This is a genomic window from Pseudothermotoga hypogea DSM 11164 = NBRC 106472 (assembly GCF_000816145.1).
GTDB classification, from domain to species: domain Bacteria; phylum Thermotogota; class Thermotogae; order Thermotogales; family DSM-5069; genus Pseudothermotoga_A; species Pseudothermotoga_A hypogea.
Genome location: NZ_CP007141.1, coordinates 190,992 through 216,372 on the forward strand (window position 1 = coordinate 190,992; position 25,381 = coordinate 216,372).

Annotated in this window: 25 protein-coding genes; 11 read left to right on the top strand and 14 right to left on the bottom strand. The window is 47.7% G+C overall.

Annotated elements, in window-relative coordinates:
• Window positions 1-48: 48 nt before the first annotated feature.
• From AJ81_RS01080 to AJ81_RS01105, 7 genes are all read left to right on the top strand, one after another.
• Window positions 49-1,161 carry an alanyl-tRNA editing protein gene (locus AJ81_RS01080; protein WP_031503281.1) on the top strand — a complete coding sequence of 371 codons (1,113 nt, stop codon included), beginning with the start codon at window positions 49-51 and terminating at the stop codon, window positions 1,159-1,161.
• Window positions 1,158-2,183 (top strand): D-cysteine desulfhydrase family protein, encoded by a 1,026-nt coding sequence (locus AJ81_RS01085; protein ID WP_031503284.1) that lies wholly within the window; start codon window positions 1,158-1,160, stop codon window positions 2,181-2,183. The genes AJ81_RS01080 and AJ81_RS01085 overlap by 4 nt, the downstream gene beginning before the upstream one ends.
• A 14-nt stretch (window positions 2,184-2,197) precedes the next feature.
• Window positions 2,198-3,463: a clostripain-related cysteine peptidase gene (locus AJ81_RS01090; RefSeq protein ID WP_144316879.1), complete on the top strand. Its 1,266-nt coding sequence runs from the start codon at window positions 2,198-2,200 to the stop codon at window positions 3,461-3,463.
• 318 nt (window positions 3,464-3,781) lie between these two features.
• Complete coding sequence (gene tnpA / locus AJ81_RS01095) at window positions 3,782-4,171, top strand: IS200/IS605 family transposase (RefSeq protein ID WP_039658594.1); 390 nt, start codon at window positions 3,782-3,784, stop codon at window positions 4,169-4,171.
• Window positions 4,156-4,647, top strand: coding sequence for a zinc ribbon domain-containing protein (locus tag AJ81_RS10710; RefSeq protein WP_082019889.1), 492 nt, complete (start codon window positions 4,156-4,158; stop codon window positions 4,645-4,647). The genes tnpA and AJ81_RS10710 overlap by 16 nt, the downstream gene beginning before the upstream one ends.
• Window positions 4,632-5,087: a TAXI family TRAP transporter solute-binding subunit gene (locus AJ81_RS01100; protein ID WP_081708890.1), complete on the top strand. Its 456-nt coding sequence runs from the start codon at window positions 4,632-4,634 to the stop codon at window positions 5,085-5,087. The genes AJ81_RS10710 and AJ81_RS01100 overlap by 16 nt, the downstream gene beginning before the upstream one ends.
• Before the next feature lie 48 nt (window positions 5,088-5,135).
• The gene (locus tag AJ81_RS01105; RefSeq protein ID WP_031503304.1) at window positions 5,136-6,992 is read left to right on the top strand and encodes a TRAP transporter permease; all 1,857 of its coding nucleotides are present in this window, start codon (window positions 5,136-5,138) and stop codon (window positions 6,990-6,992) included.
• Window positions 6,993-7,013: 21 nt separating this feature from the next.
• On the opposite strand, the gene AJ81_RS01110 is transcribed toward AJ81_RS01105, so the two are convergent.
• Window positions 7,014-7,817: a sugar phosphate isomerase/epimerase family protein gene (locus tag AJ81_RS01110; protein WP_051368851.1), complete on the bottom strand. Its 804-nt coding sequence runs from the start codon at window positions 7,815-7,817 to the stop codon at window positions 7,014-7,016.
• A 105-nt stretch (window positions 7,818-7,922) separates the two neighbouring features.
• On the opposite strand from AJ81_RS01110, the gene AJ81_RS01115 reads away from it, so the two are divergent.
• Together AJ81_RS01115 and AJ81_RS01120 are read left to right on the top strand one after the other, a co-directional pair.
• Window positions 7,923-9,191, top strand: a complete 1,269-nt coding sequence (locus tag AJ81_RS01115; RefSeq protein WP_051368848.1) for an exopolysaccharide biosynthesis polyprenyl glycosylphosphotransferase — start codon at window positions 7,923-7,925, stop codon at window positions 9,189-9,191.
• Complete coding sequence (locus AJ81_RS01120; protein WP_031503309.1) at window positions 9,191-10,189, top strand: mannose-1-phosphate guanylyltransferase; 999 nt, start codon at window positions 9,191-9,193, stop codon at window positions 10,187-10,189. Before AJ81_RS01115 ends, AJ81_RS01120 begins: the two co-directional genes overlap by 1 nt.
• Window positions 10,190-10,386: 197 nt before the next feature.
• Here the strand turns inward: AJ81_RS01120 and AJ81_RS01125 are convergent, their stop codons facing one another.
• From AJ81_RS01125 to AJ81_RS01130, 3 genes are all read right to left on the bottom strand, one after another.
• Window positions 10,387-11,661, bottom strand: a complete 1,275-nt coding sequence (locus AJ81_RS01125; protein WP_231845415.1) for an MFS transporter — start codon at window positions 11,659-11,661, stop codon at window positions 10,387-10,389.
• Window positions 11,662-11,699: 38 nt separating this feature from the next.
• A complete protein-coding gene (locus AJ81_RS10775; protein ID WP_154655773.1) occupies window positions 11,700-11,861 on the bottom strand; it encodes a hypothetical protein in 162 nt (53 codons plus the stop codon).
• Window positions 11,862-12,088: 227 nt separating this feature from the next.
• A complete protein-coding gene (locus tag AJ81_RS01130; protein WP_031503312.1) occupies window positions 12,089-12,967 on the bottom strand; it encodes an MBL fold metallo-hydrolase in 879 nt (292 codons plus the stop codon).
• Window positions 12,968-13,098: 131 nt separating this feature from the next.
• On the opposite strand from AJ81_RS01130, the gene AJ81_RS01135 reads away from it, so the two are divergent.
• Window positions 13,099-13,983 (top strand): lytic transglycosylase domain-containing protein, encoded by an 885-nt coding sequence (locus AJ81_RS01135; RefSeq protein WP_051368846.1) that lies wholly within the window; start codon window positions 13,099-13,101, stop codon window positions 13,981-13,983.
• Between the two features lie 38 nt (window positions 13,984-14,021).
• Here AJ81_RS01135 and AJ81_RS01140 read toward each other — a convergent pair whose 3' ends face one another.
• Window positions 14,022-14,231, bottom strand: a complete 210-nt coding sequence (locus AJ81_RS01140) for a DUF2922 domain-containing protein (RefSeq protein ID WP_031503316.1) — start codon at window positions 14,229-14,231, stop codon at window positions 14,022-14,024.
• A 13-nt stretch (window positions 14,232-14,244) separates the two neighbouring features.
• Window positions 14,245-14,439, bottom strand: coding sequence for a DUF1659 domain-containing protein (locus AJ81_RS01145; RefSeq protein ID WP_031503317.1), 195 nt, complete (start codon window positions 14,437-14,439; stop codon window positions 14,245-14,247).
• 462 nt (window positions 14,440-14,901) lie between these two features.
• On the opposite strand from AJ81_RS01145, the gene AJ81_RS01150 reads away from it, so the two are divergent.
• Window positions 14,902-15,909, top strand: coding sequence for a type I restriction endonuclease (locus AJ81_RS01150; protein WP_031503319.1), 1,008 nt, complete (start codon window positions 14,902-14,904; stop codon window positions 15,907-15,909).
• Between the two features lie 65 nt (window positions 15,910-15,974).
• On the opposite strand, the gene AJ81_RS01155 is transcribed toward AJ81_RS01150, so the two are convergent.
• From AJ81_RS01155 to AJ81_RS01190, 8 genes are all read right to left on the bottom strand, one after another.
• Complete coding sequence (locus tag AJ81_RS01155) at window positions 15,975-16,808, bottom strand: carbohydrate ABC transporter permease (protein WP_031503320.1); 834 nt, start codon at window positions 16,806-16,808, stop codon at window positions 15,975-15,977.
• Window positions 16,809-16,817: 9 nt separating this feature from the next.
• Window positions 16,818-17,696 carry a carbohydrate ABC transporter permease gene (locus AJ81_RS01160; RefSeq protein ID WP_031503321.1) on the bottom strand — a complete coding sequence of 293 codons (879 nt, stop codon included), beginning with the start codon at window positions 17,694-17,696 and terminating at the stop codon, window positions 16,818-16,820.
• A gap of 69 nt (window positions 17,697-17,765) precedes the next feature.
• Window positions 17,766-19,115: an ABC transporter substrate-binding protein gene (locus tag AJ81_RS01165; protein WP_031503322.1), complete on the bottom strand. Its 1,350-nt coding sequence runs from the start codon at window positions 19,113-19,115 to the stop codon at window positions 17,766-17,768.
• A gap of 365 nt (window positions 19,116-19,480) precedes the next feature.
• Window positions 19,481-22,024, bottom strand: coding sequence for an ATP-binding protein (locus AJ81_RS01170; protein ID WP_031503324.1), 2,544 nt, complete (start codon window positions 22,022-22,024; stop codon window positions 19,481-19,483).
• Complete coding sequence (locus AJ81_RS01175; protein WP_197536846.1) at window positions 22,021-23,253, bottom strand: DUF1156 domain-containing protein; 1,233 nt, start codon at window positions 23,251-23,253, stop codon at window positions 22,021-22,023. Before AJ81_RS01175 ends, AJ81_RS01170 begins: the two co-directional genes overlap by 4 nt.
• Complete coding sequence (locus AJ81_RS01180; RefSeq protein ID WP_031503328.1) at window positions 23,250-23,603, bottom strand: HepT-like ribonuclease domain-containing protein; 354 nt, start codon at window positions 23,601-23,603, stop codon at window positions 23,250-23,252. The genes AJ81_RS01175 and AJ81_RS01180 overlap by 4 nt, the downstream gene beginning before the upstream one ends.
• A complete protein-coding gene (locus AJ81_RS01185) occupies window positions 23,600-23,890 on the bottom strand; it encodes a nucleotidyltransferase family protein (RefSeq protein WP_031503330.1) in 291 nt (96 codons plus the stop codon). Before AJ81_RS01185 ends, AJ81_RS01180 begins: the two co-directional genes overlap by 4 nt.
• Entirely contained in the window at window positions 23,887-25,377 is a 1,491-nt protein-coding gene (locus tag AJ81_RS01190) for a DUF1156 domain-containing protein (protein ID WP_096325195.1), read from the bottom strand. The genes AJ81_RS01185 and AJ81_RS01190 overlap by 4 nt, the downstream gene beginning before the upstream one ends.
• Window positions 25,378-25,381: the final 4 nt, after the last annotated feature.

The following is a 25,381-nucleotide window of genomic DNA, read 5'->3' on the forward strand; positions in this document are numbered from 1 at the left end:
AAGATTCCTCCCACAGAAGATTCTAATATTCACACGGGGTGAGCGCATGTGATCAAAATTAAGAGATTGTATGAGGAAGGCAAAGACTTGTTTGCCGTGAGCGATGAAAGCCCGTTCTATCCGGACGGCAAAGGCGGTCAGCTGGGAGATAGAGGCACCATTGGACCGGCCAAGGTACTCTATGTGAAAGAAGTGAACGGCGAAGTCCATCACAAAATCGATGAGCCCATTGAGCCGGGAGAGTACGACTTCGAGATCGATCAAGCCAGGCGAAAAGACATCGCCACGCAGCACACAGCACAGCACATCCTTTCTGCAGCCTTTTTGAAAGTCGTTCAGGCGCAAACTGTGAGTTTTCACATGGGAGAGAAGACGTCCACGATCGACATTGATTTACCCGTCCTCACAGAAAGAACTATCGAAGATGTGGAAAGACTTGCGAACGAGATCGTTAAGAGCTGTGTGAATGTAGAGATTCTTTTCGTCGAGAGAGAAGAAGCTGAGAAGATGAATTTAAGAAAATCCCTCAGCGAGAAGGTTGGACAAACAGTCAGAGTTGTGAAGGTTCAGGATTTCGATCTGTCGGCGTGTGGCGGTTTCCACGTGGCAAACACCGGAGAGATTGGGATCATCAAGATCGTTGATTGGGAAAAAGTCAAGCAGAATCTGACGCGAGTTCATTTCGTTGCCGGCGAGAGGGCCCTCAAGCATTTTCAACAGTGCGTTTTTGTGACAAAAAACCTTCAAAAAACACTCACCTGTTCTCTTAGCGATCTTGCGATCAGGATCGAGGCCCTCATCGAAAAGATTAGATCTCTTTCGTCTACACTGGATCGACTCTCAGAGGAACATGCACGCTTCATCAGCACGAATCTACCAAAAAGGAAGATCTTCGAATACGAAGTCGCATTTTATGAAGGTTTCCCGAGCGTGGCGAGGGCTTTGTTGAAACAACCTCTTGCCGATCTTTTGGTCTGCAAACTCGAAGACGAGTTCGCCATCAGTTCCGACAGGATCGATTGTGGCCAGATCGTTTCAAAGCTGAGATCCGTCCTGAACGTCCCGGGTGGTGGTGGGAAGAAACGAGGCTCGATCAAGATCAGCATGGACATGGAAGAGTTTTTGAATCTTCTCGAAAAAGCCTTGGAGGTGGAAAAATGAAGATCTCGCTTGCGAAACTTCCAACACCGATTGAGATGCTCACGCGACTTGGAAAACGTTATGAGCGTGAAATACTCGTCAAGAGGGACGACATGACCGAGTTCATCTCGTCCGGCAACAAGATTCGAAAACTCGAATTTCTTCTGGCGGATGCGCTTCGCCAGGGTTGTGACACGGTCTTCACCTGTGGAGGAGAACAGTCGAACCACGCACGCGCAACCGCCCATCTGTGCGTCAAGTTGGGTTTGAAACCGGTTTTGTTTCTGAGGGAGAGTCAGCCCGAACAGGGCAACAACTCAATGAGAAAAATCAGGAACTTCTTCGCGAGCGATGAGGCGGAACGAAGTTACTTCAAAGAAGTGGTCAACGGGAACCTCTTGATCGACAAACTGCTCGGTGCACAGATCGTTTTTGTGACACAGCAACAGTACTCGAGAATAGATGAAGTGTTCGAAGAGTACAGGCAGAAATACGAATCTCAGGGGCGCAGAGTCTACGTGATACCGGAAGGTGGCTCGAATGCGCTCGGTGCACTTGGTTACGTGTGGGCCGTAGCTGAGATGACGGGTCAGATCGATCTGTCGCAGTTTGACGCGATCTATTGTGCCGTTGGCAGTGGTGGTACTTATGCGGGCTTGCTCGCGGGTTTGAGGTTCCTCGGTTACGATACGCCCGTCGTGGGCATCAACGTCACCAAGAGAGAGGCAAGTCACTTCGCTGAGAAAGTGCTGAAGATCATCGACGATCTTTCCAAATACGGAATAAGAGTGAAAGTACAACCCGACGAAGTGAAGATCCTGGACGACTTCAGTGGGCCAGCGTACGCGGTACCGACCGAGGCAGATATTGAGTGTATAAAGATGGTCGCGTCCATGGAGGGACTCGTGCTCGATCCGGTCTACACCGCAAAGACGTTCAGAGGCATGTTGCAGACGAGCAAGAGGGGTCAGAGGATCCTGTTCATCCACACCGGTGGGACCTTCGGTTTGTTCGCGCAGGCGTACAGGTTCATAGAGCCGTGAGAAGGATCGCTTTTTTGGCCGTCATCCCATTGACGCTCTTGCTTGCGTCTTGCATGAGCTTGAACAGCTCGACGATCAGAGTCGTCCTGCCGAGTGAGCTTTACGCCGGAAAACCTTTCGAGATGAAAGTCGGCGTGGTTGGACCACTTGGTTTCTTACTGAGGAATGTTGAAGTAAAGATCGATGGACAAACCTACACAACGGACGAATCCGGTTATGCCCGCGTCCCATTTTTCTTTCTCGACGCAGGTTCTTACGCTGTGATTTTGAGCTATGGAGATGTGAGCACGAAAATCGTTCTGAACGTCAAACCAGCTTCTTGGTTGGTCCTTTGTTGGTTTGGGGCGGACAACAACCTCTGGGAGTACGTGAACAGCGATCTCGAAGAGATGAAGAGCGCGGCGAAGGACGTTGCAGTCATCGCCTTCGTGGATCGAGACGGCACGATGAGCGATGGTATTTACGCACTCTCGATGGACTCGGTCTTCGTCAGAATAGAATTTTTCAATGAGACCAACAGTGGTTCTGGAACGAACCTCTCGTGGTTCGTTAACAAGTACGGAACTTGCGACGCGAACAAAAAGTCGTTGATACTCTGGAACCATGGAAGCGCGTGGGACGACACAGATCCGTACAGAGCAAAAGGCATCTCTTACGATGATCAGAGCAAAGACTTTCTCACGACCTTGGAACTGAAGAACGCCCTTCAAGGCACTCGTTGGGACGTACTCGGCTTCGATGCGTGTCTGATGGGTTCGGTGGAGGTCCTTTACGAACTGAAGGATTTGGCCGACTACTTTCTCGCATCTCCGGGTGAGATACCCTCCTCAGGGTGGGACTACAGGTTTCTTGCGTCCATTTCAGATTTGGACTCGAAAGGCTTCTGTGAGAAAGCCATCGATCGATGGAGGAGTTTTTACACCAACAGATCTTACAAACCACTCTTGAACGCGTGGGACTCTGAGAAACTGAGCAAAGCTGTCAGCAGCTTGGTTGAGAAGATGAATCCTGCCAACGGCCTACCAGAAGTGAACACGGTGTATTCAACTTCCCCAAGATTGTGCGATCTCGGTGAAGTTCTGTACAGTTTTGGCTGGTCCGATGTTTTGAGCCAGTTTCAGTCAGCACGCATCCCCCAGACAACAAACGCTTTGCTCTATTTGAGTGTGTTTCTACCGCAGAACAGTAACCAACTTGATCAATACCGCGAGATGTACTCTCAACTCTCGTTTTCGGAACACACAGGTTGGCTCGACTGGCTGGATTCGCTGTTTCATTGAGGGTTAACCTTCGTGGACCGATATCGTTACACGAGCTTAACACGCTCGTCCGTACACATATTAATGGAGAGCGCTCTTCGGAGAAAAAATCTGCCCGGGAAAAGTCGAATCTTACATTGGCCTTGGTCTACCTTTTCGAGACATTTCAATCTCGCGCTCTCCAAAATGTTTGATTGGAAGTTTTCGCTGAACAAGCTTCCGTGTCGAAACCACGTTCGAATGACAGAAAATAGTGTTCCACAAGCCCTTCTCCTTCAGGGGATGGGTAAGGAGCTTGTTCGTTATTAGCATGTGTTATAATTGTATAGGGTGAAAGCTATGCAATTAAGAAAAACAAGATGGAGTCTTTATAATTTGAACTATCATTTTGTGTGGATACCTAAATACCGCAAAAAGATTCTGGTAGATAGCGTTAGGCAAGAGCTCGAGAAACTTATTTTTGAAATCGCCAAAAAACATGGCATTGAAGTCCTATCTCTATCAGTTCAGCCAGACCATGTCCATCTTTTTGTTTCAGCACCACCGCGCTTATCCCCAGCTCAAATAGCCAATTTGTTTAAAGGAGTGTCTTCTAAAAAACTTCTTGAGAAGTTTCCACATCTAAGAACAAAGGAAGGATTATGGAGCAGAACATATTATGTTGGCTCAGCAGGAACGGTTTCAGAAGAGACTATCAGCAGGTACATCGAAGAATGTCAAGATATATAGTCAGAACTTATAAAGTGCCTGTTCCGAGAGAATTGTATCCTCTGTGTTCTGAGCTGAACAGGCTCGCTGGTCGAATCTACAACAAAACCATGTCGCTGGTCAAGAAAGTAAAAAGCAAGAAAGGTTTCTGGCTTTCACCAGGAGCAACACAAAAATATATCCTGCGCAGCAGTAGCACTATCAATATCCATACCCATTCCAAACAGGCTATAGTTCTAACCTACAAAGCACAGCTACTGGGGATTCAGGTCTGTCCTGTATGTGGTAGCAAGAATCATGCGGTTGGTCGCAACTATGAGTGTAAAAGTTGTGGATTTAGTTATCACAGGGACGGAGTAGGAGCGATAAACATCTGGCAGAGGTATCTTGGGAAGAAGTCCCAAGTAGTAGCGGGATTGGCACCCGTCAGAGGTGTAAGGTTTAAACCGCACCTCTGTGGCCATGGAGTATCAAATGCTCCATGGAAGGCAGCCTAAATGAGCTGCTAAGAATCCCATCTCCTTCAGGGAATTGGGAGTGTCAAAACAACCTGGACATGTTTGCATTCCAGGTAAGCAGAGTTGCATCCGTCATCATGGACATCGAGAGCCGAATCGATGTCGTCATATTACCCGTCGATGAAGAGGCTATCCAAGCGCTCGCAAACTATCTTGGAACAACAAAGTTCTTCATAGAACCTGGCGTTTACAAGAGTGTGACCGAACCCGTTCCAACGGTGGGAGACTACACGTGCTTGGTGATAAGGGAGAACCTGCCGGAAGATCTGGTGTACAAACTTGCAGAGGCGCTTTGGAACAAGAAAGATCAGATCGCGAAGGCTTTCGTGGACATGGCTGAATTGAACCCAGAAGAAGCGATCAGCCAAGGTGTTCCCGCACATCCCGGTTCAGTGAATTTCTGGTCTCAGCTCAAATGAGATTTGAGGGGGCGAAAGCCCCCTCAGCCTTTCAATGAGGTGATAGAGATGCGGAAACTCAAAGGAGTAACATACTACTTCGCATTCTTATCACTCGTGGCGATGGGCGTGTTCCACATCTATACTGCTATATTTGGCACGTTTGAAGCTTATTTGCAGAGAAACGTACATTTGATCTTCGCGTTGCCGCTGGCTTTCATCTTTTATCCCGCCACGAAGAACAGTCCAAAAGATAGAGTACCGTGGTACGACTGGATTTTTGCTGGTTTGTCTGTGTTGCCTGGTCTGTATGCCATCTTGAATTATGAAATGATCATCTACAGGATGGTCCAGGTTGAAGAGGTCACGACTGCTCAAATCGTCCTTGGAACACTTCTGGTCGTCATGGTACTGGAAGCGACCAGGAGGATCGTCGGACTCGCGTTGACAATACTTGCAGCAGCCTCTGTGTTTTACATGTACGTGGGACATCTCCTTCCAGGACAGCTAAAGGGAATGTACGTCACCTATGACAGAATCATAGAACATCTCTACCTGACCGGGGAAGGTATCTTCTCGACACCGCTCGGAGTGTCTGCCACCTTTGTGATGCTTTTTCTTATCCTTGGAGGCTTTCTTGAACACAGCGGTGTTGGCGAGTACTTCATGGACCTTTCCAAGGCACTCGCAGGTAAAACGATCGGTGGGCCAGCAAAGATCGCGGTTGTGAGCTCTGGGTTGTTCGGGAGCATATCTGGTTCAGCTGTTGCTAACGTTTACGCAACCGGCACTTTTACGATCCCGATGATGAAACAGCTGGGCTTTTCTCCGGTGTTCGCTGGTGCTGTAGAAGCCGTGGCGAGTAGTGGTGGACAGATCATGCCACCAATCATGGGTGCAGCAGCATTCATCATGGCTTCCTTCCTTGGGATTCCCTACAAGCAGGTCATGATCGCTGCCTTTGTACCTGCGTTTCTGTATTATTTCTATGTGTTCATGTCAGTTCACACGAGGGCTATAAAACGTGGTTTGAGGGGCCTTCCAGCCGAAATGATCCCGTCTATAAAACACGTTTTGAAGAAACTCTACGTGCTGGCACCAATAATCGTTCTGGTGGTCATGATCATGCGAGGTTACACTCCCATGAGATCTGCACTCATCGCGATAATCGTGAGCTGGTTTGTCTCACTGCTTGACAAGAGGTATCGCATGGGTCCAAAAGGCGTACTCAATGCTATCTATGATGGTTCAAAGAATGTCTTCGTTGTGGCCATCGCCTGTGCGGCAGCAGGTATCGTCGTTGGTGCCGTAACCCTGACGGGCTTAGGCTTCAAGCTGGTTAGCTTCATATTCAGCCTGGCGCAGAACATACCTTTCTTGGCGCTGGTCATGGTCATGCTCATGTCTATAGTTTTAGGGATGGGTTTACCGACGACCGCGGCGTACATAGTTGCTTCCGCACTGGCTGTTCCTGCCCTCATAAGGCTCGGTTTCAAAGCGTTACCATCCCACATGTTCGTCTTCTATTATGCTGTTTTCTCGGCGATCACACCGCCCGTGGCGCTCGCAGCTTATGCGGCGAGTTCAATTTCCGGTGCGAAGCCCTCTGAAACGGGTTATCAGGCGTTTCGGCTTGGCCTGATCGCCATGATCATACCGTACGCGTTCATGTACGATACTGGGTTCTTGTTGCAGGCAAGCTGGATGAGAAATCTACTCTCACTCGCCGCCGGGTTAGTCTCGGCGATGGCGCTCAGCTACGCGATCGAAGGTTTCCTCAAGACGAAGCTCAATTTGGTATCAAGGATCCTGCTGGGTGCGATCGGTGTGTTAGTGCTCTTTCCCATACTCTGGCTCAAAATTCTGTGCATCGTCGCTTTCGCAATTGTTTTCGCACAGTTTTCTATGAGAGCGGAAAAGATTTGAGGGCGCTTCTCTGCGCCCTCTTCAATGAAGAAACCGCATCAGTTTCTCAAAAGCTATTCGCGTTGTTTCGCAGGCCGGCTTGTCCCAGTAATCTTGGTTGAAGAGCTCCACGCTGACCGGCCCGTCGTATCCAATCTTTTCCAGTGTCTCGAAGAAGTCTCTGAGCGGGAGTATGCCATCGCCCGGCATGATCCTGTCTGAATCTTTGACGTCTTCGACTTTTGGTAAATCGTTCACGTGTACGACAACGATCTTTCGAGCATCTATCTCCTCGAGTTCCTCAAGCCGTGAATCACCTGAGAAGAAGTGGCACGTATCCACGATCAGGCCGACGTTGTCTTCATTCACCTGGCGAACAATCTCCCACGCTACGGTCAGTTTGTTCACAGAGCAGTTTGAAAAACCAAGAAATTCGAATCCAAGTCTCACGCCAAAACGACCAGCGATCTTCGACATCTCTTTCAACACATCCACAGACTCTTTCACGATTCTCACTTCATCGAGTTTTTCTCTCAAGAATCCTGGCACGACGACGATGGCTTCCACGCCGAGCTCCCTTGCGATTTCACATAGTTCTTCACATTCTTTGAGCTTCTCCTGTCTGTTTTCAGAGAAGGTGGCCTGCTCGATGGAATTGATCGTCAAAGGCTTCAGTGCGTTCTGTTCGAGCAGTTGTTTTACAACCTCGACTCCACCAGTCTTGAGCGTGCTCAGCAGTTTGCTCTTCCAGATTTCGATCATCTCAAATCCCGCCAAACGCGCACAAACAATGTCTTCGGCCAAGGTCGCCTTAATAATTGTGGCACCATTGAATGCGAGCTTCAAACCCGTTCACCCCAATTCGATAATAGCGCAAAGCGTTGAGACACCAACAAGTTGTGTGTTAAAATAACGACGGTCCAAAAGTAGGGCAAACCTGGAGGGAAATCCGTGAGAAAGTACAATCCTCTTGTGCTGTATCTGGCAGGCTATGGCGTTCTTAGTCTTGTCTATTTCCTTCTTAGCGGTTCAATCGGCGGTTCTCTTCTTTTGCCTTTGGTGTGCTGCTTGGCGCTTTTCTCGTTCAGAACTTTCGACAGAGAGCACCTAACCGATTTCAACCAGCTGCTCGTAAGATCGTTCGTTGCAATTGCCCTTTCCAACATCATTAACTACATCATCCTTCGCTTGATCTACCTGTCGTTCTTCCAAGGCTTTGGAAGAGTTAGGCTCACGGCGCTTGCCGTGCACACGATCATCTGTGGACCAGCGGTGGCTCTGATTGGTTATTCTCTGTTCAGTGTATTGAGAAGGAAGATCAGGCCATACCGTTACGCCGTGATCGGCGGGGAAAAAGAGATAAAAGAATTGCTCAAAGAGATAGAACAGAAGAGCGACGAGTACAGATTCGTTCAGTTCATCGAAAACAAAGACCAGCTGAAAACACTCAATGACGAGATCGATGGTATTGTTGTTTCAGACTACAACCTTTACGAATTCTTTCAACCGGAGCTCGCGAGGCTGAACCTCAACAACATCATCTTTCTTCCGCACATCGCCGAGACTGTGTTGAAGAGGATTCCTTTAAAACTCGTAGAGAAATTCAAAGCTTATTATGAAACTTCTTTCAACGCCATCGTGGAGGATGCTTACAAGAGGATCTTGGATGTGGCCTTGGCCACTTTGGCGCTCGTTATCACCTCTCCCATCGTTCTGATCATTGCGATATTGATCCTTCTGGAAGATGGACGACCGATCTTATACAGGCAAAAACGTGTTGGGAAGGATGGCAAAGAGTTCGAGTTTGTGAAGTTGCGTTCGCTGAAACAGCGAGATTTTGACCCAGACAATCCAAACAGGAATATCGAGCAGAGGATGCTGAAAATAGGAAAGTTCATTCGGAAGTACAGACTTGATGAGTTACCACAGTTCTGGTTGGTGCTGAAGGGTGACATGAGCGTTGTTGGTCCAAGACCGGAGATGGTAGAGTATCATCTGCAGTACGTGAACAGGATTCCTTACTATCACTACAGACTCATACTCAAACCTGGCTTGACCGGTTGGGCACAGATAAACTACCAGCACACAACGACGTTCGAAGAGTACAAAACGAAGTTGGAGTACGATCTGTATTATGTCAAGAACCACTCGATCTTGCTGGATCTGAGCGTGATACTCAAAACATTGGAAGCCGTCGTTTTCAAGAGAGGTGCACGCTGATGAAGTGTGTGATCTTGGCGGGTGGTAGTGGAGAGCGCTTTTGGCCGCTTTCAACACGAGAAACTCCAAAACAGTTTTTGAAACTCTTTTCTGACAAAACTTTGTTGAGAGAAACTTTCGAAAGGATCGCGGCAAGGCTCGATCCAAAAGACATCTACATCGTCACCAACAGGGCCTACGCCGAGCTTACTCACATGGATGTACCAGAGATTCCCAGGGAAAATGTCCTTCTCGAGCCATTGAAGAAAAACACCGCACCCGCGTGTACCTATGCCACATTGAAGTTCGATCCGAGTGAAACGATTTTCATCGTTCCTGCCGATCATTACATTTCAAACGTTGAAAAATTCTGGTGTTGCGTCCAGCTTGGTCAAAACACTTTGCAGGAGTATGAGGCGATCATCACGTTTGGTATAGTTCCTTCCCGAGCCGAAACGGCCTACGGGTACATCGAGGCAGGAGAACGAATCGATGAGAACATCTTCGAAGTGATCAAATTCCACGAAAAGCCCGATCATCAGACGGCTCTGTCCTACTTGGAGAAAGGAAATTACTTTTGGAACAGTGGTATGTTCATGTACAAGGCTGGCTACTTCACCGAGCAGATGAAAAAGCATGCTCCTCAGGTGATCGAACCATTTTTGAAGAAAAAAGACTTGGAACAGATCTATCAAGAAGTTCCTTCGATAAGCATAGACTATGCGCTCATGGAGAAGGCAGACAGGATCATCATGGTGAAAGCTGACTTCGTCTGGTCGGATGTTGGCAACTTCAATTCGCTTAAGGACCTTGGTGTGAAGAACTCGCAGCTCACTGTTGTGATGAACGGGGAAAACCTCTTCGTGAAAACAAGTAAACCAGCGATAGTGATAGGTGTCAGCGACGTGGTCATAGTTGAGAACGAGAACGGTATCCTGGTATGCAAGATGGACCAGATTGACAAAATCAGAGAGGCTTTGAAGGCTCTACAGCAAAAGAGAACCGATAGTCAGCATTGAAATGATACCCTTTTATTTCTTCCGGCGAGCTCTTGAATCTTGAAGATTCTTCGTACAGATCCAATGTTGTGCACCCAGCTTCTTGTGTAAAACACCATGTGTCCGTTCGTACGTGCCCTCATTGTTCATGGTATATGTGAAATGGCTCGAAATTCTTGAACTGAGCGTACCTTTGCTAAGTTTTGCGTTCAGATCGATCATAATCGTCTTCTCATCCTGGGATCCACAACGAATCTTAAAAGATAAAACAGATTGAACACTCCGATCACACCTGTCAACAAAAAGGCGAGGGTATGTCCAAGAAGATCGATCATCTTTCCACAGATGAGCGGTGCAACAAAAGAGAACGGTGCTATCAGAAAATACAGCGAACCCATGTAGAGTTCTTTGCGCTTGCTCGACGTCATGTCCAATGTGATTGCCATGCTTCCAACGTTGCCCGTTGTGTTCACCACCCCCATGAGTGCGTATACAACGTAGGCCTGCTCCACACGCTTAGAAAACACGGCAAGGAGAGTCGCTGAAACGTAACAAACCTTACTCACGATCAGGTTCAGCTTGTGCCCCATCTTGTCACCAATTGGTCCGAACAGGAAGGATGAAGCACCCTGAAAAGCCAAGACAATAGCAGTGAAGATCGCGGCTGAGTCGTCAGGAAGTGAGAACTTCTTGAGAAGGTAAACCGTTACGAAACCACCCGAACTGAACATGAAGCTACTGATGATCCTCTCTATCAAGAAGTTCCTGAAGTTCTTGTCTGCGAAAACGTGTCTCATCTTTTTTATGTAACTGAGGACCGGTTCATCGTCGTAAATCCGCTCGTCTGGCACCTCTCTGGTGAGCGACAAGAAGAGTAAGGACAACATGAAGAAAACAAAGCCTGTGAAGAACACGTAAGCAAAGTTCTTGGGAAATGGATGGTTCGCGAGCAAATTCCTCGCGATGAACGATCCACCTATACCCATGATCGCACCCAGACCACTTCCCACGGCGAAGTACGTTCCCCTCCTGCGTGAATCTATGACTTTTTCTATCATGCTCATCCATGGTGGACCCAGAAAACCCATGGCAAAGATGGCGATACCCATAGTTGCGATTGAAAGATAGAGCGAAAGCTTGGGAGAAAAACCAACCAAGTACAATGCGATGAGTCCAATGAGAAAATACGGAATTCTCTCCAACATCGTCACCTTGAGCACGAGGTCCAGCTTTTTGGCCGAACGTTCTGCGTATTTGGCACCCCAGATCGCAGGTATGCCCCAACCAAGGTTCGTTATCGCCGAGATCAAACCAAGTTCGATGTTGGACGCACCAAGGTTCTTAGCGAAAACTGGGAAAATCGTGAAGACGGAGCCAAAGGTCATACCGACGCTGAAAAAAGCGTTGTCAATCGAATTGACAACGAAGTTCCAGCGATAATCTTTCTCTGTGAGCCTTTTCACATCCGTACGCCAAAACTTCAGAAAGTTCATCAAAGACAACGCAACCTCCCAACAGATCGTACTACAGATCAGTACTCTGTGTTAAACCCTTTGTGTTCGATCTGGTCGTGGAACCAGCTTGCGATATCGGACGGAACGAGCTCACCAAAACCTTTTAACTTCTGCACCAGATAGTCTATCGCGTCTCGTTTTGGCAAAATCAAACCGATCTTGATTCCAGAATGACACATGAGACCTTCGGATTGGATCGCACTGTCCGAACCAGAAAGGGTTCACGCAATCACTCGAGGATATTGCACCTCATGGGTATAAAAGTTTTTGAACAAATCGGTTAGTAACCTGCCGGTACAAAACGGATGCTTTTACACGACTCAACTGAGTGGTCGGGCAGAAAAGGTGAAACAGCGATCAAAGTTTTCTTGGCATGCCTCGGATCAAGCGACCAAAGGTTGTTCATTCACGCTTTAATTCGCCACAGCAACGAATTCTTGATCAAGTCTTTTTCCACGTGACCTTCGTCCAGGAGGTAACTGAGATAGGCGTGAACCGTTGATCTGTACAGAACAAACTGCACAAAGTTCTTGACTTCGATGTCGAATCTACCCAGCAGCATTCGAAAAAGTTCGTCGAACGTGTGTGGTGTTCTCAAAAGATTCAGAATCTCGTTCGAGACGTTTTGAACAACCTTTCTGTTGAGGTTCAACAACTCAGTTATGTCACCGGTGAGATCACCATGGGATGGTAAGAAGAAATCGTAGTTCGATTTTTCGAGTAGCTCGAGTGTTTGCAGAAAATTCTTCACGTCGTACACAACGAACATCTTATATTTCTCGATAGCTCCTTTTGAAAACAAGGCATCCGCACAGAAGAGAACTTTGTCCACGGCAACACCGATCTGGTTGGGTGAATGGCCGGCGAGTGGAACAATGTTTAGAGTTACGTCTTGAAGTGTGATCGTGCCGGGCTCAAGCGTTTCGTCCACTCGACACGGTTTCGCCATGAGGAACTTGGTTTGGAGTTCCTTCGGCGGAGCAGCGCCGAACAGGTAAAACGGTTCCAGGATCGGACTTTCTATGATATGTCTTTCTATTTCTGGAGCCATTATGTGAACCGAAAACTTGTCCTTCAAGAATGCGTTGCCACCACAGTGATCAGCGTGGGAATGCGTGTTGATGAGAAACTTCGCTGGTTTTTCCAGGAGTCGACAGAGTTTTCTCGCGAAGTTTTCATCTATCCCGCTGTCCACGAGCACAGCCGAGTCCTTTGTGTAGACGATACAAATATTCACGGGGTTGGGAACATAGCAGACTTGGCCTACGATCTTTCTGATCTCCATGCTCCACCTCACGAAGCGAGATAGTGTAGATTTCTCGCTACATTCGATGATACACCCATCTAAAAGATATCTGCCTTTACTTTCGAATGGTAAACTCAAAAATGAAGACACCTCGGGGGGAGGAATGAAGGTTGCGAAAAATCTTGTGCCTGTCTTTATTATCTGTCGTATTTTCGGTGCTCGTCTCCAATCCGCTGGTGTTTTTGAACGATCCACGGACTACCTTCTGTTTCGACTTTCAAGTTGATCGCTTCAGGTTCTCTCTTTTCTTGCCATTGGTACGATCCATCGCACCAATCGATTGGTTTTTGCCAAAAGAGAACGCAGTAATTCTGAAAGGACTGATCAAAGTCGAATCTGATTTCTTCGTGCATGCGCTCTCAGAAAAAGGCGCGATGGGTTTGACCCAGCTGATGCCATCCACGGCTAAAGAACTCGGTGTGCTGAACCCGTTCAACGTCTTCCAGTCTGTGGATGGTGCCAACCGTTATTTGAAAGATCTTCAGAAGCGGTTTAACAGCGTCAATCTTGCCCTTGCTGCCTACTACGAAGGACCAACAAGAGTCGCAAGACAAGGTCCGAGCGTTGAGGGATTGAAGTACGCTCAAAAGGTTTTGAACAGTGCAAGGGATTTCGAAAACAGAACGGCCTTTTTCAAAGATGCGGTGTACTTTGAACCTTATTTTGAGCTCGGAAAACACTTTTCGGGTGGTGTGAACTTCTATCTTTCTTTGCTCGGGGTAGCGTATCTGACTGGTGGTTTGAACGTTTCTGACAGGGTCTCTCAACATGTGTTTGTGTATCCGAACATCACCGATTCGGTCTCTTTGATTCTTGGCGAGAGGGATCTCAACCTGGTCGGAGGTTTTTTCTTCCGAAAGATGCCCGATTTCGGCATACAACTTCTTGTAGGAAAGAACGAACTCGATGTGAACGCGCTGGCTCGAGTGTGGAGGTTCTACATAACGGCGGGCTTTTCACAGCAGAGACTTCGCGTTGGCTTCATCTTCAAATGATTGGAAAAAATGAAAGGCCCCCTCGCGGGGGCCCAGATTCAGAGCAAGTTGAAGAATTCGTTCGTGACCGTCTCGACTATCGCGGCTCTGTCTTTGACGAAGGTCGAAGGAAGTGCTCCAAGACTTATCAGCATGTCCATGGCCTCGGATACCTGTTCGCTCGTCAAGTCTTCCTTAGGGTTGGGTATAGTGATCCTGCGTCTCTTACCGTCCTCTTCGTTCACAAAATCGAGGAACAATCTCTTCATGCTTCACACCTCCTCATATTACCTGTGTCGTGGTGACGAGGTACGCTTCTTGAACGGTGTAGTCGCTCAGAGAGTCGATCAGGTTGGCAATCTGTTCAGCCTGAACAGTGGTGACGGAATCTTCCACGGCAAAGGTGCCACGTCTGAGGACCGGCCTACCGCTTTCGTCGACTTCACCCGTGTTGTAAACGATCCTGATCTGTTTCATGCTCAACACCTCCCTTCGATTTTGGGAGCGCTCCCATAAAGATATATACGAAAGTATACTTTAACGGTCGGGAACGGCTGTATGGTAAGACTGTTTCGAACGCGGGAGAGTGTGTTTCTCAAGAGGGCGAAACGCTTGTTCTTTGTCCCTCTTTGAAGAGTGAAGTAGGGTAAATGCTCAGCGATTGGTGATTAGCTTCAAGGCTGATGTTTTGTTCGATCTGTGCGCTGATCAAGAATTCGACGATTAGACCAACACGTAGGGTACTTGAGGCTTGAGATCGTGGGGCATAGATGTATCCGTTGTGAAAGTTCCGCTGCGTCAGCTTTGAAAGCCTGCGATGTTAAGAGTTCAAAAAGCAAATCACCAATCTTCCTCTGCCTGCGCGAGATTCGATTCTGTGTGTTCGCTGTGCTACAATACAGTAAAGAGGTTTTGAAGCATTAGTTGGGGGGACCGCATGTGAGGGATTATCTTGAGACGGCCCTAAGGAATCTTCGGTACCTGAGAGAACAGAACGCATCGAGTGAGCAGGATCTCAAAAGATTGGTTGTCGAACCCGTACTGTTGTGGATCGGGATAGACGTGTACGACCCAGCAGTTTTGAGAGAGGAATTCAAGATTCCGCAAGTGAAGGCACTCACACGTGCAGACTACGTGATCATGAAGGATGGCAAGCCGATCTTGGCGATCGAAGCGAAAGGCACGGAGGAAAATATCGAAGATGGTCTGAAACAGTTGATAGATTACTGCAACTATGGCAACGTGAGATTCGGTGTTATCACCAACGGGAAAGACTGGTGGCTTGTGGATGAACAATGGAAGCAGAACCCTCAGCGCGTGTTCTTCAAGCTCTCGCTCGATTCCGAAAGAGTGTCCCTGTTGAAATTGTTGTCACCACAGAATTTTCATCTGCTCGAGGAGTTCGCTCAAAACGTGGAAAAAATCTTGCAACTGGATCTGACACCAACGCTCAAGGAGAAGTTCTTGGACACAACAGCCAAAGAGTACATTGAAAAGATCGGCACGAAGGAACCGTCCCCACCATCCATCACTGAGGGATGGATCGATCTTGATCGACTGCTTCAACTGATGAAAGACAAGAACATCAGAAAGTTCATAAAATGTCCCGAGAAGGTCATGATAAACTCCAAAGCAATGAGTGCGGAGTCTTGGACACAAGTGTACCGTGAGTTCGTGATCGCTTATGCTGAGAAGATAAAAGAGCCAATCAAGTTTCCAAAGGCGCAAAATCAGCCCCTAATATGTTTCGACCATCTGCCATCTGGCGTGAATCCTTTGAATTACAGTAGACTCCAAGTTAAGGGAAAGACGCTTTTTTTATTGACTTGTCTTGCAACATATGACAAACTTAGGGCCATCAAATACTTTCAACAAGTACTGCAATTACCTCCAGACAGCGTTCTTTTTCCAAAGGAATGGTTTGAAGAACTTGCTTCGAGCAAATGACAGGACTTGTTGAGACTTTTGGATGGTCCAAACGTTTCGAAGGGTGCAGAGGGGGTCTGGAGCTATCACTTTATCGCCCCCACGGTTATTCCTTCTAAGAAGTATCTCTGGAAAGCGAAGAAGACTATCAGCATCGGTATCGCAGCATAGGTCGAACTGGCCATGTGTAGAGCGAACTCTAAGGGAACCTCTTCTCTTATCATGACAAGACCAGCTTGAAGCGTCTTCATCGCCGTTGTGTTGGTCACGATCAGTGGCCAGAGAAAAGCGTTCCACTCGTTGACAAATGTGAAGATTCCAAGAACCGCTATCGCTGGTTTTGAAATCGGAAAGATGATTTTCCAGAACGTCTGAAATTCCGAAGCACCATCTATCCTTCCGGCTTCAATGATCTCATCCGGCAACGTTACCATGAACTGTCTCATCAGAAAGACACCGAACGGCGCCGCCACACTGGGTAGAATTAAACCCCAGTAGGTGTTTATCATCCTAAGGCTTGAGACTATCACATAGAGTGGTATGAGAGTGACCTGGCTTGGTATCATCATCGAGCCTATGTAGAGCCAAAAGAAGATTTTCGCACCGGGGAACTTTTTCTTTGCCAGAGCATAGCCAGCCATCGCACAGAGAACAATCCTGGCCACCGTCACAGAGCCAGCCACAACAAAGCTGTTGATGGTCCATCTCAAAATGTAGGGCCTGTGGAACAAATATTTGAAGTTCGTCAGAGTAACGCTTTTCGGGAGGATCTCCGGAGGAAACTTCAAAACCAGTGTTGGCGGCTTCAACGCCGTAACGACCATCCAGTAAAGTGGTATGAAAGCCATCAAACCGAGCAACGATAGTATTATGAGAGAAACCACGTTTTTGATCAAACGTTTTCGATTAAGTTTTCTCATGCGATCACCTCAATACTGAACGTTTGAGCCAAGCCATTTGAATTGGAGTATTCCCAGCCCAACAAGTATCACGAACATGACCATCGACATCGCCGACGCCAAACCAAGGTTGTAATCTCTGAACGCGGTTGTGTAGACCAGATACGCCACCGTGATTGTGGAGAACTCTGGACCGCCCTGCGTCATCACGTAGATGTTTGAAAAAGTTTGGAAGTTCGCAATCGTGCCCATCACAAGTGCGTAGAGAATCGTTGGCTTGAGCAGTGGAACTGTGATTTTCGTGAAGATCTTCCACGAACTCGCCCCCTCCAACTTCGCAGACTCAAAATAGTATTCCGGTATCGACGCCATCGCTGCAGAGAGTAAAACGATCGTAGAACCTCCACCCATGATGACCTGCATGGCGATGAGAGAAGGCATAGCAGTCAACTTGTTCCCAAGCCATATGACCGGATTGAGTCCAAGCAGTTTCATGAAATAGTTGAGCAAGCCAAAAGTCGGGTTGAAGATCCACAACCATATCAGGGAGATTATCACCGACGAAGTGACGTGTGGAAGGTAAAACACCGTTTTGAAGAACGTCTTGATCGGCTTTCGAAAAGGATAAATGAGAACGGTGACGAGCAACGCCTTGCCGAGCCACAACGGAACGACACCAAAGGTGTAGATGAAAGTGTTTAGCAGTGCTTTCCTGAAGAGCCAATCGCTGAATATCTCTCTGTAGTTTTCAATCCCGATGAACGTCTTCGAGAAAACATTGTAGTCGAACAAACTCAGATAGACTCCGTTACCCACCGGAAGAAGGAAAAAGATGAGGAAAAACGCAAAGTGTGGAAGCAAGAAAAAGTAAGCGTATCTGTGTTTGTAAATCCTTTTCAAAAGATTCAAGTCGCATCACCTCGAGAATATTGAAATGGGACGGCCCGACGGCCGTCCCAAATTTTCCGGTCCTTGGTTTCACTTCACTTTCTTGAGGATCCTGTTCGCTTCTCTGACGAAGTCGTTCAAAGCTTGCTCAGGTGTTTTCGACTTAGAAAAAGTAGCTTCGAGTGCGGCGACAAAGTGTGCATTCATTTGAGACCACGGGAACTCCTGACTTCCAAAGAATTCCATCCCGTACTTATCCATGATCTGGGCGTACCTTCTGACCTGTTCGTTCATGTAGGGATCGTCCTTGTAAAGAAGCTCGTTGACGGACCTTCTCGCGGTGAGATAATTAAGTGTTTCCAACAGAGCGATGTTCTCATGATTGGTGATGAATTTGAGGAACTCGAAGATCATGTCTCTTTTCTTCGGATCGCTCTGCTTGAAGACTATGAAACCACTACCTCGAGCGTACGCGACTGGGTCCTTTCCCTCAACGTGCGGGAACGGTGCAACTACTGGATAGAAAGCCTCTGAGAGACGGCCCTCTCTCACATAACGTGTGATTCTTCCTATCTCGTACGGGCCACCGAAGCCTATGCTCACCTTGTGGGTATGGAAAAGATTTATAACACCATAGATGTCGAGAGCCTCGGCACCCTTCGGCGCAACTCCGTGTTTTTCTATAAGGTCAAGGACAAACTGAAGTCCTGCGATCGCCTCGGGGCTGTTCAGTATCACTTCAGTCTCGTCTTCATTGGTCAATCTGCCACCGTGTGCATAGATGAAGTTCAAAACGTTGTGCACCATGTCACTTTTTGCGCCGAGTCCAATGGCATAATGATCGATCTGACCGTCCCCATCGCTGTCCCAGGTTAGTTTCTTGCAAACTTCGACGAACTCTTCCATCGTCCAGCCTTCGTTGACGATCTTTCTCCAGTCTATGCCAGCCTTTTCAAAATCGGGTGTGTACAGAAGCATCGTCGCACCCATTCCGTTGGTTCCGTAAACCCAGGGCCACATGTAGTGTTTACCGTCGACGTAACCTGCCTTCAGACACTGTTCGTAGAAGTCTTTCCAATCTTCTGGGGACAAATAATCATCGATGGGTTCCAGCAAACCGCTCTTCGCCCAGCGACTGTCCCAAACAGGCCCTTTGAAGAAATCTGGCTGGGTTTTTGTTGCGATCGCAGCTGCGAGTTTCTGCGCGTACTCCTGGTTCGTCACGAGGACATACTTGACCTCCACGTCTGGGTGTAGTTTCATGAACTCTTCTGAAATCCACTTGGGAAATTCTTCTCCCGTCAGTGGCTTGTCGGCAGGATGACCAGGAGGTGCTATTCTCCAAGGATTGATCCACCAAGTTATCGTGATCTTTGCCGAGAACAAAGCTGTCCCGACGAGAAGCAACAACGCCAGCAAGACCTTCCAACTTGTTTTCACAGAAATCTCCCCTTTCTATTGTTTGGCAGAAGTCGATTTTGGCTTCTGCCGTGCTCTTATCACAGATCAAAAACGCTGACTGGTACAAAGAATTACGACCAAGGTCTTCGCGAATATCCGTACGAGAAAATTTCTCAGAAGATTAAAGACTTTTCCAGAGTCAGGACCAAATGTGCTTCAAAGCCCCGCAGATCAGTTTCAGTAGGATTATTATACTGCGTGGGGCGCTTACATGGACAGCAAAGAATTCACTCTTTTGATTCACTGCGTTACTCCATTACAGAGTTGGCCAAACCAGTTCCAAGTGGCGAGCTCAATTGTTCAAAGAAACCCATCCCGAGTAAGTTTCTTGATGATCGGTTGCATCACCATGGCTCAGTCTCTTCTTCTTCGATCTTGACATTGCTCTGCATCAGTGCTTCTTTCACTCTGTTCTCGTATTCGTCTTTATCCAAGCTTCCGCCAGTCGCCTTCACATCGATTTGAAGGTTGATGCTACTGAATCTACTTTGCAAATAGTTGATCGTTCTAACGACCTCTGAGACCTTTCCGAAAGGAACGTTCAGCTTCAGGTGGACGCTCTTATAAGCACGTTCTGGCTTTTTCTCTTGCTTCAGTTCGGCGACATCCTCCGAAATCCTCTGATCCGTTTCTTTCTGGACCGTGGGTTTGTACGCGTCTTCTTTCGAACTGGAGATTTTCGAACATAACTCGCTCGAAACTACGATCTCTCCCTCGTCAAGTCGAACTTGAACTTCCTTTTTGAAATGATCACACATCGGCCCGTTTTCTCCAAGTCTTCCGAGTCCGAATAGACCTATCTTTACACCCTCTGCCAAACCTTGCGCAAGGACTTCCTTCGAAACTACCCTGGTTTCTCCAGGTGTTCTCAACAAAGCTTCGTACAGTTTCTTCGTCTCGACATAGTCCTGGTTCGACAGGTACCTCCCCTTGATCAAGACCGGCGCTATCTTTTGAACTATATGTCCCTCACTTCTCAACCGTTCGCATACCTCGGATACCAACGAATTTGCACCGAAAGCTGGAATCTCGAGATCGATTTCTTGGAAATCAGCAACGACAGGAACGAAGAGCCTACGATAGTACTTCCTTAGCTCTTCGTAGAGTCTTGATTTGAGCGACTTTATTTTTTCTTCCAACTGCTTTTTTTGATTCTCCGTTAAACTGGTCACTTCTTCCCGTACTTGCTCTGTGGCTATCAAACTCCTCAAGAACTTTTCGAACTCTATTCTTTGATCTTCGTCTGGACAGAGAAAGAACAGCACGTTGCGGTTCACGCGAGGTTTATCGCCACAACTCTCCAGGAACTCCATTCGAGACTCGGGTTCCTTCAACACAACGAGCTTCAAACGCTCGTCGTCGGGAACATCCTTGTGATTCGCTGGCCAAACGTAAACTTTGAGCGTTCTATCATCTTTCCTCGCGAATTCTTGAATGATCTGTCTTTCCCTCTCCACGACTTTCTCGTCGTCTATGTTCTGTTCCCTGCTGATCAACATATTGTTCAAGTTCGGCTGATTGGTGAAGAACCACCCTTCCTCGGACAAATAGAAGAGTTTCTCCCTCAATTTTGACAGAACTGTGTCCACGATCGAACTTGGCACCGTGGGGTAGACCACGCTGTTCTTGATTTCCTGTGCCGTCACTCCTTTCTCTCCCTTGCCAGAAAATGAATACATGAAGATCGTGGTGCTCACGACACTCCCGAGCTTGTAGGATTTGTAAGAAACCTGAATTTCCTCGTCCACCGCCGCTGCACCGGAATTCGGCGAAGTTATGTCTTGAAAAATGACGCTTTCCCATTCGGGTCCAAGGTGTTTCGTCAGTTCTCTCTCTATCTCCGGATCATTCAGATTGAAATCCCCAAGTCTTATGAACGGGATTTCTTTATCTATCAAATCGCGAACGACCAAGGCGAGCAACCTCAGAACTCCCCTCGTCCTTTGGAACGTGGGAAAAGAACCCCACCTCTTGTACAAGACTTCGATCACATCAGGCTTGAATGGATAGCTCTTCAAGAAACGCTCCCTGTACCACGATGCTTCCTCGCTCTTCAAGAGTTTTTCCTCCACAGCGTATCGCACGAAATCGTCCACGATCTGCTTCGCCTTCTCCTCGTCGACCCTTTCAAAGAGTCTCTTCCTCACGATGTACTCTATCTCGTCATCTAAAACTGGTGTGTAGATTCTCTCGGTCCTTCCCACCAGTTTTTGCAACTGTAGAAACAGATTCGCCGCGTTTTCGTCGTAGTGTTCTGGCGTACTCGACGGCAAGGTCAAAACCACAAGAGCTTTTCCCACAGAAGAAACAGCACCCGTTAACTCCTGCAGGAAAGCCAGCGTTTGGGACGCCAAATTCGAATCACCGACTCTTATCGCCGCAGCTTTCGTCGCGTACTCCAAGATTTCGTCAATCAACACGAGAACCGGTGAACCTTCAGAGAGTAACTCGATCAACTTGTCCTTCCCTGGGGCGGAGTCCCCCTTGGTCTTGTCTTCGCAACCTGTGAGCTGTCTCTCCATTTCCTCCCAGAGCCGCACTTCCTTCGCATCGAAGGCTGTCCCGTCAAGTACGACGACATTCACTCCCCACTCTTTAGCCTTGTGGTAGAGAGCGATCAGGGCATGAGTTTTGCCACCGCCGAACGGCGTTTGCAACTGAATCACGGGATCTCCAGTGCCCCTCATCAAACGATTCTCAGCCACCTCGATGAGGTTTCTCAGGCCCTTCGTTTCGTAAGTTTTCCTGAAGAACAGGTCTTTATCTGTGTATTCGATTGGTCCCTTGTTGTTCTTCACCTGCCACAGATCGGCGGCGAAAACGTCCATGGTGAGTCTTCCTTCTATTATGTCGCGGTGGGGTATCGCCACCTGCGTGAAGGCGATCATCCGAACAACCCCCTCCTAAAGCTTTTCAGTTCCTCTAAATGTTTGTCTTTACCGCTCAAAAATCCGTCCAGCAACTTTTTCTCTTTGCTTTCGATCGATAGAGTTTCCGAAATCGCTTGAGCCACTCTGTAGAACGCGTCTCTCAAACCGTATCCAGTTTCGAAGAGCACGTTCTTCATCTCCTCTTTTTCCCCGTTCTTCCAAAGCAGAAGCACTCTGTGCAGGACGTCTATCATTTCAGTTTTGTTCTCCAAATCTTTCAGATTCCTCTCGTGGGGTCCAAGGACCCTCACGAACTCTTTTTCTTTCTTTATGAAACCCTTGTTCCACTCTCTTTCTATGTCGATTCCAGTTGATTGGGCAAGTTTTCTCGCTTCGTCGAACTCGACCTTCGACTCTCCGTAGGTCCACCTCCACAGCACGTAGAACCTCGTCAGCGGAGAAAGCTCTGCTGAAATGCCGTCGTGTAGAATCTTCTTCACGGTGTAATCAGTGACGATCTCCCTAACATGATCGATCAGCTTCGCCGCCGTCATGACGTTCCCCTCGTAATCCATGACCTTCTCGTACTTTCCAAACACCTCTATCGCTGACCCTATCCCAGCAACGAAGTAGTCCGCACCACTGATGCCTTCTTCCCACAGCCTATCAAGTCTCTGTCGCACGCGTTCTTTTATCTCTTCTTTAACGTCTTTGAGCCAACCGATGGACTTCCTCTCCATCTTTCTGCACACGAAGTAGATGGAAGAGGACAAAGCCGCGGATTCTTTCGCCCTAAGTCTCGACTCCATCTCCGTGTCGATGGGCCACGAGGCGGTGACCACGAGTCCGGATTCCAGAAGTGATGTGATGAGTGTTTCCCATCCGGAGGTAGATTTATGCGTGTAGACGATCGTCGCGATGCCGTTCGGTTTCAAAACCCTGTATATCTCTTTGAGAGCCTTTTTGAGCATCTCCTCGAAGTACCTTTTACCAGCATCTCGGCCTCCTTCTCTGTGGGAATAGGCGACGATCTCTTTGGATTTTGGCGTCAACGGCGTTACGAACAAGTCGGGGTATAGATCTCCAACACTTCTTTTCAACCACACGTAGAAGAAGTCCGAAAGGTAAGAGTAACCCACATTGTCGTAGTACGGCGGATCAGTGAAAACAGCATCGAAGTAGTTGTCTGGGTAGGGAAGTTCTGTGGCGGAGCCTTGAATAACTTTGGGGATCAAGAGTTTTTTCATTCTTTTCCCTCCAAAAGTTCAACATATATTTTTTCAAAGGACGATTTCAGGGACGGGAGTTCTTCTTTTATGATTTTCCAGATTATTTCATGATCCACACCATGGTAGAAATGTATGATCTTATCTCTTGTCTTTGCCAGAGAGTTCCATGGAATTTCCTCAAATCTATCTCTCACTTCCTTGGGAAGTTGTTTTACAGCTTCGCCTATAATCTCAAGCTTTCTAACTACTGCGCTCGATGTCTTGTCATCCTGTATGAAATCTTCATAAGACATTCCTTGCGTAAATTCCTCGATCCTTGCCATGGCTTCAAGTATGTCCTTTATGTAAAGGGAAGATTTCCGTTTCATACCCTCTCAACCTCCTTTAATATATCACTCTTAATTTCCTCTCTAAGAAGCTTTTCCCTCACAAGGTCAACCTCACAACCAAGAAGCTTTTCAAGTTCATCCCACAACTCAAAAAATTTGAGCCCAATTGGTCTCTCAATTTCAATAAGAATATCTACATCGCTTGTTTCTTTTTGCTCACCCCTTGCATAAGAGCCAAATACTCCGAGTATAACTACACCGTATTTTTCCCTTATCTCCTCTTTGTGCTCACTGAGAATCTCTTTAATCTCCTCTAAGCTCTTCATCCTTTCTCCTCCTCCAATTCGACAGGCGGAATCTGGGAGAGGTGGGAGAGGTTCTCTAGCGTCTCATCAAGTACAGAATTCCAACCACTTGGATGTTCATATACGCACATTTCTACATAATCCCATAACATCGGCAATGCCTGTCTACTATAGGTAAACCCGACTGCCTCAGTTTGTGGAATTAAGCGACATAAGGAAGAATTCCTATCAGCCAACCTATTTATCCCAAGCCCCAAATAACTCACCACTGCCTTTGCATACTCCTCATCGTACCCCTCTTCGATCATCTTTTTATATGCCTGTCTCACCTTTTCTGTGAAAGTAATCAGAGCGAGCTTTTGTCGGGGGTTGAAAAGGTCGCCCCATTTGAACATGCCATACCTTTGTACACGAAAACCAAGTGTCTCTTTTGGTGGTAATGGCTCATCTGGCACAGGATCGATCCCCCACTCTTCCATCAACTTTTGCCTCTTCACCTTAAGCTGCTCCTCCGCCTTCCTGAACACCTCTAAGTCTCTCTCCGTCGCCAGTCTGTAGTGTTTGCCGTCTGAATTCTTCTTTCTCAGAACGACGACGATCATCCTCTCCCCTGTTCTGCCAGTTTGAAACAGTTTTCGAGTCGCCTTGTCGTCTATGACGTTACCGCACGCGGGACAAACAACGAATGCCTTGGAGACGGTACCCTTGGATGAATCGAAATCTTTCGGCATCGCTTCGTACCCATCCCCGACAATTTTAAATTCGACCTGTTTTCCATCCACATACGGGTAGAGGAAGATCTTCTTCTTGTCCTTGTTCGCGAGCCAGTATTGTCGCATCAGCGGTATTTCTATTCCACAGGACGGATTCTGGCATGGCACTGTCCTCGCCCAGATGTATCCAACTGGGATCGAACCGTCTTCGTCCTCTGGATAGTAACCGCCAAGTTCCTTCCTCGACTCTTCCGAAACCCACCTACCCCATCTCTTTACGTCTTCGACCAGCCGATTGGCCTGTCTTTCGACCTCGACCATCCCCACTCTTTCTTTGATCCTCGTCACTCTTCCGTACTTCTGGGGGTATTCGAGGGTACACTTCAGGATGAGCACCGCTACTGGGTTGTACTCGACGGCGTGTGTCTCGCAACCGAGCCTGAGAGCCTCCAGAGGTATCGAGCCTCCTCCCGCGAATGGGTCCAAAACCCTCGGTGGTTTTCCTCCGTTGGCGTTGAGTATGTCTCGCCTCGCCTTTTCGACGATCTGTCGGTTCAACGAGTTTTCCCACTTCGAAAGCTCCACTATGAACTGTTGCTTTTTGTTCCACTCCGCAGGATCATCCTCGGCCAAGATCAACGCAGCGTAGGACGTTGCCCTCGAACTCGCAAGGGGTCGTCTTGCCCACCAAATATGAAGTGTGGAGATATGTCCATGTCTTACGAGCTTTTCTTTTCGGGAGATATCGCTCACTTCCTTGAGGGGAAAGCTTTGTTCTATGAACCTTCTTTCCACGATA